General features: G+C 62.0%; 4 protein-coding genes. 1 reads left to right on the top strand and 3 read right to left on the bottom strand.

Annotation, left to right across the window (positions count from 1 at the left end):
- The 3 genes from M9890_08040 to M9890_08030 all read right to left on the bottom strand — a co-directional run.
- Positions 1 to 1,675: bifunctional sulfate adenylyltransferase/adenylylsulfate kinase (locus tag M9890_08040; GenBank protein MCO5176900.1), on the bottom strand; the 1,675-nt coding region annotated here is incomplete at its 3' end.
- A 315-nt stretch (positions 1,676 to 1,990) separates the two neighbouring features.
- A complete protein-coding gene (locus M9890_08035; protein ID MCO5176899.1) occupies positions 1,991 to 3,121 on the bottom strand; it encodes a hypothetical protein in 1,131 nt (376 codons plus the stop codon).
- 276 nt (positions 3,122 to 3,397) lie between these two features.
- On the bottom strand, positions 3,398 to 4,786 hold the full coding sequence (locus M9890_08030; GenBank protein ID MCO5176898.1) for an alkaline phosphatase family protein: 1,389 nt from the start codon (positions 4,784 to 4,786) through the stop codon (positions 3,398 to 3,400).
- A 382-nt stretch (positions 4,787 to 5,168) separates the two neighbouring features.
- Here M9890_08030 and M9890_08025 point away from each other — a divergent pair, with 382 nt between their 5' ends.
- Positions 5,169 to 13,589 carry an SDR family NAD(P)-dependent oxidoreductase gene (locus M9890_08025; GenBank protein MCO5176897.1) on the top strand — a complete coding sequence of 2,807 codons (8,421 nt, stop codon included), beginning with the start codon at positions 5,169 to 5,171 and terminating at the stop codon, positions 13,587 to 13,589.
- The last annotated feature ends 26 nt before the right edge of the window (positions 13,590 to 13,615 follow it).

Genomic DNA, 13,615 nt, shown 5'->3' with positions numbered 1-13,615 from the left:
CGTTGTCTTCCGGCGCGTAGCTGACCGTGTCGCAGACGATCTCCGGGTTGAGCGGTTCCTCATACGGGTCGTCGATGCCGGTGAAGCCGACGATCTCACCGCGGCGCGCCCGGGCGTAGTAGCCCTTGGTGTCGCGCTGTTCGCACACCTCCAGCGGTGTGTCGACAAACACCTCGATGTAGTTCTCCCCGCCGACCATGTTGCGCACTTCGTTGCGGGTGGCCCGGTAGGGGCTGACGGCGGCGCAGATGGCTACGCCGCCATGGCGCACAATCTCGGCGGCCACGTAGCCCATGCGCAGCACATTGCTGTCGCGGTCTTCTTTGCTAAAACCCAGCCCTTCGGAGAAGTGGGTGCGGACGACGTCGCCGTCCAGGAGGGTGACCTGGCGGCCATGCTCCAGCAGCAGGGTGATGAGGATGGCGGCGGCGGTGGATTTGCCGGAGCCGGCCAGCCCGGTGAACCAGATGCAGACGCCCTGGCGATGCCGCGGCGGGTATGTCTCGGCCAGAATGTCGGCGACCTCGGGACGGCTGAACCACGCCGGAAGCTTGCGGCCGAGGTTCAGGAACTCCTCACGCACCTGCGTTCCGGAGATCTTGGCCGTCTTCGTCCCCTCGGGAATGCGGGACGTCTCTTCGTAGCGTTCTTCGTCCGGCAGGTAGACGAGCTCGCTGAAGGTCAGCACCTTCATGCCGATCTCGTCGCAGTGCTGCTCGACCAGCTCTTGCGCGTCATACGGGCCGTAGAACGGCGTGCCGGTCGAGTCGACGCCGGGGCTGGCGTGGTCGCGCCCGACGACGAAGTGGTTTGCGCCATAGTTGCGGCGAATGATCGCGTGCCAGAGTGCTTCGCGCGGACCGCCCATGCGCATGGCTAGTGGTAGGAGTGACAGCAGGATCTTGTCCTGATCGTAGTACTTCTCGGCGAGTGCGGCATAGGTGCGCACTCGTGTGTAGTGGTCGACGTCGCCGGGCTTTGTCATGCCGACCGACGGGTGGAGCAGCAGGACACCGTCGATCGATGCCGCTGCGCGCTTGGTCAGCTCTTCGTGGACGCGATGCAGGGGGTTGCGCGTCTGAAACGCGACGACGTTCTCTCGACCGATCGCCGCCAGCCTCGCGCGCGTCTCCAGTGGTGTCAGGCGCAGGTCGCGGAAATCGTAGCGCGCCGGCAGCTGGAGTACCCGCATTGGCCCACTGATGGCCGTCGGCCCCCAGCGACGCATTTCGGCGACCAGTGGGTGGCGCATGTCAGATGTCCCGAACACCTGCCGGGAAACATCGTCCGCGTCCCACTTGAAAACTTCATCGATCGTCATAACGGCCAGCAGCTCGTTCTTCGAGCTGCGTAGCACGATCTCTGCACCGACCTCTATCTCGGGAGCCGCTTCGACCGGCAAGATGATTGGCATTGGGAACAGCGTGCCGTCCGAAAGGCGCATCTCACGCACCACACGATCGTGATCTGCTGCCCCCATGAAGCGATCGAGTGGCGAGAAGCCACCAACGGCCAGCAGCTCAAGGTCGCAGGCGGAGCGGTCGGAAATCTGAATCGATGGGAGTGATTGTGCGTGGAGTCGCAGTGCCTCGGCTTCGTCGCCGGAAACCATCAGGTTCACCAGGCGTCCACCGTACGGTGGTATCAGGCCGGCATTTGGTGGGGTCACGGACATTGGGTCGTTCCCTCCATAGAATTCATTGATCGGTCCGACGAACAGAGGGGATTTGCTCGCTACTGTTCAGGTCGATTGGCTACCGGCACCGGGTGCAGCGCCGCGCTTCCGATCGTCATTGCTCATCAGGCGTCGCGCACAATCATGCCTGACCTGACAGTGATGTCGTGGCTCCATCATCTCACGTCGGCTATCCGCTGTAAATGCCCTGGGTTTCTCGCTCGCCGTCATACTCGTGGAGTAGTGCACGGCGCACAGAACAACACTGCCCTGCCGGAAGACCGGCAGGGCAGTGGAGATCAGCGAGCGGGTAGGCTATTGAACACCGCAAGCTCCAGCGAAGGTCAGCACCCACATGTTTCGGGCGGGGTACGAATCCTTCATTTGCTGGGTCACGGCGATCTTCGTGCCGGTTGCATTCCAGCGCGTGCGTGTTGCAGCGCTGGTCTTTGTGTTGGACTCCGGGTAGCCCGACGTGTTGAAGTGCGTCAGACGCACCGGGTTGCTGCCATCTGGATCGGCGAGGATGACCTCGGTCTGCATGAACGACCACAGGAACGGCAGGCTCGACATGTAGACGATCTTCGAGCCGTTCGGGCTGTAGTAGGCGTGTTCGTTCCAGTGGTTGTTTGGCGAGACATTCTCCATCTCGCCGTTGTTCAGGTGCAGCAGCCAGATGTGCTTTTCCCAGGTGCCCTTGCTGTTGATGTCAGTCGTTACCAGAACAGACGAGGAATCGGGTGAGAAGCCGTGCGACTCGATGAAGTTCGCGCCGGCAGGGGTGATGTCGCGCACGTTGGTCAGCGACGCTTTGCCGCCGTTCAGGGCGAAGTCACCGATCATCAGCTTCCACTTGCCGAACGGCGCAGACTTCGATGCCTGCTCGACCAGTCGCGACCACATGAGCTTCGTGCCATCCGGCGAAAAGACCGGTGCGAGAACGCCGTCGGTTATCGCGTTACTGGTGTTCGTCAACTTTTGCCATGACGTGCCATCGGCATTGACGTAATACAAGTCGTTCCAGAGGCCATTGAGCAGAAGCTCTGACGTCAGCGGCTCGGTCTTCAACCATGTCAGCCAGTGGCTCTTCATCTCAACCTGAACGATCATCCCCTGGCCATTCGGGTACCACGATGGATTGAACTTGTGCTGATTCACTGCGGGTGCGCCGGTTCGCGATGTGCAGGTCAGGCAGGTCTTTCCGGTGCCATCCGAGTTCATGGTTGCGAGCTGGAAGATGCCCTTGGAGTCGACGTAGTCGTAGACAATGCGATCGGTCACGTGCGACCAGTCCTGGTCGCCGCCGCCCTGCACCAGGAGTTCCGCGTCCGTCACCTTGCAGACGCCGGTGGCAGAATCAATGAGCTTGAGATCCGACAGTAAGCCACTTGTCTCACTGCGAGAGTGTTCAAACCGATCCGCCTTTGGTGCGGCGGTAACCGGCATCGAGATTCCTGAGACCGCGAGTACGAGGGCCGCCATGAGCAGCCCGCTTCGCACGGCGCGTTTCATGCGCCGCGTAGCTTTGATCACCTGGGCTCCAATTCAGTTGTCCATCCCCACCGCCCACCGCGGTAGATTGCCGCAATCAATCGCCGGCCGGCATTCGCTGCCCGTACAACGGACAAACGAGGTCATGATCGCGCAGGTGACAGTATTGTAACAATACGAATACCACATAACGCAATCTAGCGGCGACTGTTTGAGCTGGATCTGATCGAGCTAGCCCAATGACGTAATCGATCGCCCGCGCATCGTGTCGGTGGTGGGCAAGTTGAAGAGGTCCAGAATCGTCGGGGTGACGTCCAGGAGCTTCAACCCGTTGCGCTCGCCGGGCGGCAGGTTTGTTCCGGTCATGATGAACATGCCATCGCGACTGTGGTTGGCGTCGTCCGGTCCGGTGTCATTCTCAAACGTGTAGTACGCGTCGTGCCCAATACTGCCGATGCTTCGCCAGGCAAGGTCGCCAAAGTACGCAATCAGGTCGGGTGCGACTCCGCGGCGCTCTGGCCACAGGTCTGACGGTCGGTAGACGCGCGTGCCGATTGGCGTCCCGTCGGGTGCCGGCAGCGCTTCGAGACGTTCGATGATCTCTCTTGCGAGCGCGTCGGCATCCGCTGGATCGACGATGCCTTCAGGCTCGCGCCCGCGGATGTTCATCCAGATGCGGCCGTAGTAGCCGCCGTCGCCCCAGACACGCGTCCGTGACCAATCGACGTTGGTGAGGTCGAGTGGCGCGATGTCATCCGGCTGCTTGCGCAGGGTGAGATAGCCCTCCTGTATGAGCCAGTCGTTGACGCAGATCGCGCCGCGCATGGCTTCCGCTCCGTGGTCGGAGACAATTAGGACGACATCATCCTCGTCGAACCGCTCCAGCATCTCGCCAAGCTGGTCGTCGAGGTACTGGTAATAGTTGCGAATCACGTCACGATAGCGATGACCGGGTTCGTACTTCGGATGCGCCGGATCCTGAAAGCTCCAGAATGCGTGATGGATGCGATCGACGCCGATCTCGACCATCATGAAGAAATCCCACGGTCGCGAATCCAGCAAGTGTCGAGCAGTTGTGAAGTGCTGCTCCGTCATTTCGTAGATCTCAGCCAGGATGCGATCCCGATCATCGCGCCGGTAGTTCTTGACATCGACATGATAAGGGCCGACGAGACGCTCGACTTCCTCGCGCAGCTCGGGCGGAAAGGTGAACTGGTCTGTCCGTGAATCGGGAGTGAGAAAGCAGCTGACGAGGTCGCCATTCACCTGTGGCGGCGGCCAGGTGCCGGGCACGCCAAGCACGATCACGTTCTTCTCGGCACAGCCGAGGATATCCCAGAGACGGGCGACGGTGATGGCGCGCGAGTCGGCGACAAAATGGTTTTCATAGGTGTGATCTGTGCGGTTCCGAAAGCCGTAGATGCCGAGCTGGCCGGGATCGTGGCTGGACATCATGCAGCTCCAGGCCGGGACGGTGATTGGCGGATCGACGCTGCGCAACTTGCCCCAGACACCCCGGTTCATCAGGGCCCGAAAGTTGGGTAGTTCGTCGCGCCATTGCTCAAAGACGAGCGATGGCTCTGCACAATCGAGCCCTATAACAGCGACCCTGCGACCCATAGAGTTCCTCCCGTCTCACACGGTTGCGTCTGCGATTGTCACGACGAAGAGCGGGATCGTCATGCCACAAACGATAACGCCGGAGCTCTTCGATGCACAGACGCTGCTGGGCAATTGCGGGTTGTGAACTGTTCGTACGGGATCCATTAGGCGATACGAGGCACGTTGACATGAAGACAATACTCGCATCTGGTTGACACTGCGCAGATGGATGCTATCGTGGATGTGTCGATCCATCGATGGCCGCCGACTGTCGTCCCCGGTCGGATTCACCGTATGCAGGCAGGCATGCGGTTGGTTGGTCGTTGCGTGAGGCACGAGAAGGTATCAATGCTGAGATTACGCTGAATTCCTACATCTCATATAGAAGAGGACAATACCTGTGCATTCTCGCTTCGTTCTCGACAGTCTCGTTGTATCGCCGTCCGGTCTCCCTGACCCGACGCTTGCCATTGCAGCAAGTCGTGCCGGAGCCATTGGCATACTGAGTCTTGAGTTCACTAGCGACCTTCCAAATAGTCGAGCCGCCCTGAACAAGCTTTCAACACATGGACGTGGACGCCTCGGCGTTCTGCTCAGTGCTGAAACGCTGGACTTCAGTCGTTCAATTCTGTCACTACTGTCAGAAAAGACTACTACTGTCTGTATCTCCGGTCAAGGCGATGACGCGATTGCATCGCTAACTTCCGCAGCTCGTTCGCTCGGCCGAGACGTCTACGTTGTTGCTCCGAACGAACAGATCGCGCGCATTGGCGTGGAGGCTGGTGCCAACGCTGTCCTTGCCAAGGGGCATGAGAGCGGCGGCTGGATCGGTGAGGAGAGCACGTTCGTGCTGCTCCAGCGCTTGATCGCTCGCGTCGATGTCCCGGTGTGGGCCTGGGGTGGCATCGGGCTGCACACGGGTGCTGCGTGTGCCGTCGCGGGCGCAGCCGGATTCGTGCTAGATAGCCAGGTGCTGCTGGCACGCGAGTCGCCGTTGCCGGAGGCAGCCAGAACGATTCTGCGCCGGATGGATGGCAGCGAAACGACGGTTCTCGGCGCTGACCTGGGTCAGCCGGTGCGCGTCTATTCGCGACCAGGCGTTGCTGCAGTTGATGAATTGCGCCAGCAGGAGCGTGATCTGACGCTCGCGACCAGCGAGCCTCCTACGAGTTTATGGGCAGAACGCGTCATTGCCGCCGCCGGTTGGCGTGATCCTCAGTCGGACGTCCTTCTCGTCGGCCAGGATGCGGCTTTTGCTGCCAGCCTGGCCGATCGCTTTTATACCGTCGGTGGCATCCTCGGCGCTATTCGAGATGAGGCCGCGGCACACTGCCGCACCGCCCAGCGTCTGGATCCATTGAGCGAGTCATCAACGCTGGCGGAGTCGCATCGGACGCGATTCCCGATCGTTCAGGGGCCGATGACGCGCGTCAGCGATCGCGCCGAGTTCGCCATGTCGGTCGCGGAATCCGGAGCGCTGCCGTTCCTCGCTCTCGCGTTGATGCGGGCAGGGGAAGTCGAGTCGCTGCTGGACGAGACGTCGCAGCTGCTGGGCGAACGGTCGTGGGGTGTTGGCATCCTCGGCTTCGTTCCGGCCGAGCTGCGAGCAGAGCAGCTTGAGGTGATCCGGCGCTATCGTCCGCCGTTCGCGCTGATCGCCGGCGGGCGTCCGGATCAGGCATTGGCGCTTGAGGCTGATGGCATCGCCACCTACCTCCACGTCCCTTCCCCCGGCTTATTGGGCCTCTATATAAAGGATGGCGCGCGGCGATTCGTCTTCGAAGGGCGCGAGTGCGGCGGTCACGTTGGCCCACGCACGAGTTTCGTGCTTTGGGAGACGATGGTCAGTGCGCTGCTCGCGAACCTGACTCGCTCGGTCGACGCTGCCGAGTTTCACGTGTTGTTTGCCGGCGGCATTCACGATGCACGATCGGCAGCGATGGTCGCTGCTCTGGCAGCGCCGCTGGCTGAGCGCGGCGTCCGGATTGGCGTGCTGGTTGGTACCGCCTACCTGTTCACGTCCGAGGCCGTGACATCAGGTGCGATCACCGCTGGCTTCCAGAGTGCCGCGCAGGATTGCAATGAGACGGTGCTGCTGGAGAGTGGGCCCGGCCATTCCACCCGCTGCCTCCCGTCCCCGTTTGTCGATGATTTCCGCACAGAGAAGCTCGATCTCATCCGTGCCAATACGTCGAGTGACGAGATCCGCAATCGCCTTGAAGAGTTCAACATTGGCCGCCTGCGGATCGCGTCCAAGGGTGTCGACCGCAATCCGGCGTTCGGGAAGGACGCTGCCGAAAAGAAGCTGATCGATGTTGCACCAGACGACCAATGGTCGCGCGGAATGTACATGATCGGTCAGGTGGCTGCGCTGCACCAACAGGTCATGTCGATGGCAGACCTGCACGCGGGAATCTCCATCGGATCATCCCGGACGTTGGCCGACCTCGCGATCGAAGACGCCAACCCGGAGCCGACACCTGAACCGGCCCAGATCGCCATTGTGGGTATGGGGAGCATCTTCCCCGGTGCCGCCGACACCGAGACGTTCTGGAAGAACATCCTGGGCAAGGTCGACGCGGTGACTGAGATCCCGGCTGAGCGCTGGGATTGGCGGCAGTATTTCGATCCGGATCGCTCGGTTCCCGACAAGATCTACTCGCGCTGGGGTGGGTTTATCGATGACATCCCCTTCGACCCGGTCGAGTTCGGCATGCCGCCGAAGTCGATTGAGTCGATCGAGCCGTTCCAGCTACTTGGCTTGCTGGTCGTCAGGGCCGCGCTTCGCGACGCAGGCTATGAGAAGCGGCCTTTTAATCGCGAGCGCACGTCGGTCATGCTTGGCGCTGGCGGCGGCGGATCGGACCTCACTGCCGGATACATGTTGCGCTCGACACTGCCGCTCGTTGTCGGCGATGCGGCGTGGGAGATCAACGAGCTTGCAGATGGCCTGATGCCGGAGTGGACCGAAGATAGCTTTCCCGGTTTGCTGATGAATGTTGCTTCCGGTCGCGTCGCGAATCGGTTCGATTTCGGCGGCGCGAACTTTACCGTCGATGCCGCCTGTGCGTCGTCTCTTGCAGCCGTCTATCTGGCGATCCGAGATCTGCAATCGGGCGTGAGTGACATGGCGGTCGTCGGTGGTGTTGACGCCATTCAGAATCCGTTCGCCTTCTTGTGTTTCTCCAAGACGCAGGCGCTGTCGGCGACAGGTCGCTGCCGACCGTTCGACGCGGAGGCAGACGGTATCGCCATCGCCGAAGGGTTCGCGGCGCTAGTGCTGAAGCGGCTGGACGATGCCGAGCGCGACGGAGACCGCATCTACGCGGTCATCCAGGGAGCCGGGGCTGCCAGCGATGGACGCGATCGCAGCATGACCGCGCCGCGACCCGAGGGGCAAATGCGCGCGCTGGATCGAGCCTATCAGCAGGCCGGCTACTCACCAGCCACCGTCGAGCTGTTCGAAGCCCACGGCACCGGCACGGTCGCCGGCGATCAGGCGGAGGCGCAATCGCTTTCGACCGTGTTGAACCGAGCTGGTGCGACGACGCAATCTGCCGCGATCGGTTCTGTGAAGTCGATGATCGGCCATACGAAGGCAGCCGCCGGAGTCGCCGGGTTAATGAAGGCTGCGCTGGCGCTCCATCATCATGTACTCCCACCGACACTCGGTGTTACGCGGCCAAGTCCGCGTGCTGGATTCCCTGACGGCCCGCTGTACGTCAATAGCGAGCCGCGACCGTGGCTGCGCAACCCATCGATCCCGCAGCGACGGGCCGGTGTGAGTGCATTCGGATTCGGCGGCACAAACTTCCACTTGACGCTGGAAGAGTACGCCAACGCCTATCTCGAAGAGACCCCGTCAATTGTCGGGAACATCCCGGCTGAGATTCTGGTCTGGCGTGGGCATTCGCGGTCCGAACTCATGATGGCAATCGAGAGTGTGCTCGGTCAGCTGGAGGTTGGTGCCCAGCCGTCGCTAACGGATCTGGCATACACGCTCAGTCTGGAGGAACCGCTGAGCGACGGACCTGTGCTCGTGATCGTCGCCGCGACGCTCGATGATCTGGCGACGAAGCTCCGGTCGGCGCGTGATGTGCTGACCGCCGACATCGAGCGCCAGCACCTGCCAAATGGGATCCACTTCGCCGAGGAGGGGATGGCGCGCGAGGGTTCCATCGCGTTCGTGTTCCCCGGCCAGGGGTCGCAGTACGTCAACATGGGCCGCGATCTAGCCGTTGCGTTCCCCGGAGTGCTCCAACAGTTCGATCATGCTGATGCAGTATTGGATGGACTGCTGCAGCAGCCGCTGAGCCGCTATATCTTCCCGCCACCGACATTCACACCGGACGACGAGAAGGTCCAGCGGGCTGCACTGACCGAAACGAACATCGCTCAGCCGGCCCTCGGTGCAACGAATCTGGCCTACAACCATTTGCTCGGCAGATTCGGAGTAGAACCGGCAATGGTTGCGGGACACAGTTACGGCGAGTTCGTTGCGCTGACCGCTGCTGGGAGCATCAGCTCTGACGACATGCTGCGCCTTTCGGAGGCACGCGGTCGGTTCATGGTCGAGGGCGCAGTCGGCGAAACGGGAACGATGGCCGCGATCGACGCGCCGCGTGAGGCGTTGCTTCCGCTGCTCGACGATTCTGACATCACCCTGGCTAACCTCAACTCGCCGAAGCAGACCGTCATCTCTGGTGGCGAGGCGTCGATCGACCGTGCGATTGCCTGGTGCGACGAGCACGGCCTGCGCGCGCGACGCTTGCCGGTTGCGTGCGCGTTCCACTCGTCCTATGTCGCACCCGCGCAGAAGCGGCTCGCCGAGATGCTGGCGCAGACGCCGATTGCCACGCCACGCATACCGGTGTACTCGAACACCACCGGCGAGCAGTACCCGCAGGACGCAGCGGACATTGCCGACCTGCTCAGCCGACACCTGACGCACCCGGTGGAGTGGGTGCGTGAGGTTGAAGCCATGCACAGCGCCGGTGCACGCATCTTCGTCGAGGTCGGTCCGAAGAGTGTGCTGACTGGCCTGATCGGCAGCATTCTCGCTGAACGTCCGCACGTCGCCTTGTCGATGGATCAGTCGGGCCGACCGGCAATGCTGCAGTTGCTTCATACGCTCGCCGCGCTCGTGACTGAGGGCGCACCGGTGCAGCTTGACCGGCTGTTCACTGGGCGTAACGCGAAGCGGCTTTCGATGAGCGCACTCGACGCTGGCCAGGATACCCCTGTCTATACCTCATCGACCTGGCTGGTCAACGGCGGCGGCGCGCGACCGATCGGCGCGCCATTGCGTGGAGCAGGGAAGCAAGCGCCGCTGAAGGTCACTGTCCATCGCGAAGGTCATGTCGCTGCCTCTGTCAATGGAAGATCGACGTCACATGCTGACGTATCGGCCGCACCAGCCGGATTGGAAGGTCATGCGACTCCTCAAGAATCAGTCCCGATGCAGGAAGGGAGCGTTGCAGTGACTGCACAGATACACAATCATGTAGTTCCACAAGAACCGGACGCGGCAGAGCAGTCCTCGCCGCAGTCAATGCCACTGATGTACGCACAACAGCCGTCGCCCGCTGCACACGGCGGCGACCGTGTGAGCGACGTGATGAATCGCCATCAGCAGGTGATGCAGCAGTTTCTGGAGACGCAGCGCTCAGTGATGCTCGCCTATCTCGGCGCGTATCGCCCGAGTGCCGAGCAGCGCGTTGTTGATACGACTGGCAGTATTTCGCGGCCCGCCGTTCACGAGCTGCGACCGCCGACTGCCAGCAATGGCAACGGGAATGGTCATGCGCCAGCTCCTCCGCAACCTGCCCCACAAGTGAGCAGCCCACCAGTGGCCAGAGTGCCGCAACCACAAGTCCAACCGGCACCGCCACCGCCACAACCCGTCGCACCGCCAGTGCCAACTCCGGAGCCGGTGGCCCAAGCAGCAGCGCCTGCACCGGTCGTCGCTCCGCCGGCGGCCGCCGCGCGTGCGCTCGATCGCGACGCGCTGATGGCGATGTTGCTGGGGGTCGTCAGCGATCGCACCGGGTACCCGCCTGACATGCTCGGCCTCGACGCTGACCTGGAAGCCGATCTGGGAATCGATTCCATCAAGCGCGTTGAGATCGCCGGCACGATGATGCAGTCGTTGCCAATTCCGGACGGCGTGACGCCGGACGTCGAGCAAGTGACGAGTAGTAAGACGCTCAACCAGATTGCCGACGCGTTACAGGCAATACTCGCGGGAGGCACTGAAGAGGCCAATCGTGGAACGGAGGAGCGTCTCCCTTTTGAGTTTGAACCGGCCGGCGCGCGGATCGGTCGGTTCAGCGTGACATGCTTCCCGATTGAGCCGGCAGACCGCACCGGCGCTCGCGAGGTCAATGGCGTTGTCGTCCTGATCGACGACGGCGCTGAGATCGGACACCACCTCGCGACGATTCTGGAAGCCGGCGGGATTCGAACTGCGCGCATCGACACGCGGCAAGTTCCGTCCCCGAGTGAAGGCGACGTCGCTACAGTCCTCGATACCGTTCGTCGTCAGCATGGCCCGGTGGGCGCGCTCATCCATCTGGCGTCTGTCGCCCAGAGCGATTCATCAGACGACCTGGACGCTGTGTCTTTGCAGCACGACCTGGATCGACAACTCTCATGGCTGTTTCTCGCGACGCAGCGCTTTGCGCCGGACCTGATTGAGTCGGCGTCCGGCTGCAATGCGATCATGAGTGTCGTTGACCTTGGCGGTGATTTTGCCGTTGGAAGCGCTGCTGGCGCTCGCTCGATTGCGAGCGGAGCGCTGGCGGGCTTTGTCAAGACGGTGCCGCAGGACTTCCCGGAACTGCGAGCGAAGGCTGTAGATGTCGGGCCGTGTGATTCGCGTGTCGCGGCTCAGCGCATCGCCGACGAGTTCTGGAGCATCGACGCGCACGCTGAAGTCGGCTACCGCGGTGACGAGCGTGTTGGGCTTGGTATCGCTGAGCATCCGGTTGATGAGGCAGCAGAGCCGTTTGCGCTTGATCGAGGCGCGGTCGTCCTCATTACTGGTGGCGCGCGAGGGATCACAGCCGAGTCGGCGGCATGGCTCGCGGAGCTGTGGCAACCAACACTCATACTGGTAGGTCGAACGCCGCTGGAGTCCGAGGACCCGGAGACGGCGGCCATACAAGATGCAGCCGCCCTCAAGATCGCCCTGGTGCAGCGGCATCGAGCGGGCGGCGAGAACGTGACGCCAGTGATGGTCGAGCGTGAAGTTCGCGACCTGCTGAGTCGCCGCGAAGTACAGGCAACGATCGACAGGTTGCGCGCGTCCGGTTCGCAGGTCGAATATCACGCCTGCGATGTCCGTGACGCTGACGCGTTCCGCGCGCTCATCGAAGATGTCTATCGGCGTCACGGTCGGATCGACGGCGCAATCCACGGCGCAGGCATCATTGAGGACAAGCTGATTCGCGACAAGCAGCTCGCCTCGTTCGGACGTGTCGTCACGACAAAAGCCGATAGCGCGCTGACGCTGGCGACCTTGCTGCAGCCGGAATCGCTGCGATTCCTGGTGTTCTTCTCCTCCGTTTCGGGGCGCTTTGGCAATCGCGGGCAGGCAGACTATGCTGCCGCGAGCGAAGTGTTGAACAAGCTGGCGCAGCACCTGGATCGTCAGTGGGCCGCACACGTCGTGTCGATCAACTGGGGCCCATGGCTGAAGACGGGCATGGTCTCCGATGCTGTTCGACAGCAGTTCGCCGAACGTGGCATCGAGCTCATACCGCTGCCGGTTGGTTGTCGTCTGCTGATCGAGGAACTGCAATTTGGTCGCAAGGGCGAGGTCGAGATCGTCATCGGCGGCGCCAGCGCGCCGGTCGGTGGCGTCGGGAAAAGCGATCCGATGGCCTTCCCGCAGGCGAAGTCGCAGCCTGAATCTTCGCCGCTTATTGCTAGCGACCTGCCTCTGATCTCCGTCAATGCGACGATCGAGTCGCGCTCGAACAGCGGCGTGATCGTTGGGCGAACGTTCGATCCGACAATCGATCGCTACTTGCTCGACCATCAGATTGACGGCACACCGATCGTGCCTTTCGCCGTTGCACTGGAGCTGATGGCCGAAACTGCGTCATTGGTATTCCCAACACTCCCTGTTCGGGCCGTGCGTGACATGCAACTGCTCAGCGGTATCTCGGTTCCGTCGCCGGTAAGCGTGCATGTTGTTGCCGAGCAGAGCGGCCAGTCGAGCCGCGATGGGGTCGCGGTTGATGTGCGGATCGTTGCTGCGGGGCCGACGCCGCGCGTTCACTATCGCGCGACGGTCGAGCTCGAAGAGTTGGCGACGCCGCCCGTTGCGCCTGCGCGGCTGTCTGGGCTGTCGCCGACTGAGATCACACCGAGATTCGCCTACGATACGTACCTGTTTCACGGGCCGTTGTTCCAGGGAATCGCCGGAATTGATGGCACGAGTCAGTACGGAGCGCGAGCTACGCTCGAGCCGGTCGATCTTGACCGGTTCCTGCCCAGCGCCAACGGTGACTGGCTATTCGATCCGTCGATTGTTGATAGCGCTCTGCAGATGCAATTGGTCTGGTTACGGATGTCCGTAGACGTGACCCTCCTGCCGAACACCATGCAGCGGATTGAGCGTTTCGCGCGGGCCCGCGACGCGTCGGATAACTGGACGCTCCAGCATGAAGTGCTGATTCATGCCGACATCAAGTTGCCACTCTGCCAGGCAGATCACTTCCTCTATAGCAGTGACGGGGCGGTCGCAATCGCCATTACCGGCATGGCAGGAACAGGATCACGATCACTCAATCGCGTCGTAGGTAATCCAAGATGAATGCTGAATTGACCCACGCCCCTGAT

This window comes from Thermomicrobiales bacterium (assembly GCA_023954495.1).
GTDB lineage: Bacteria > Chloroflexota > Chloroflexia > Thermomicrobiales > CFX8 > JAMLIA01.
Note: the sequence above shows the minus strand (reverse complement) of the source record. Positions and strands in the feature narration are given on the sequence as shown.

Bases quoted from the DNA above. Each gene is read 5' to 3' on its own strand.
- M9890_08035 (MCO5176899.1), bottom strand. From the start codon at position 3,121: ATGCCGGTTACCGCCGCACCAAAGGCGGATCGGTTTGAACACTCTCGC.
- M9890_08030 (MCO5176898.1), bottom strand. From the start codon at position 4,786: ATGGGTCGCAGGGTCGCTGTTATAGGGCTCGATTGTGCAGAGCCATCG.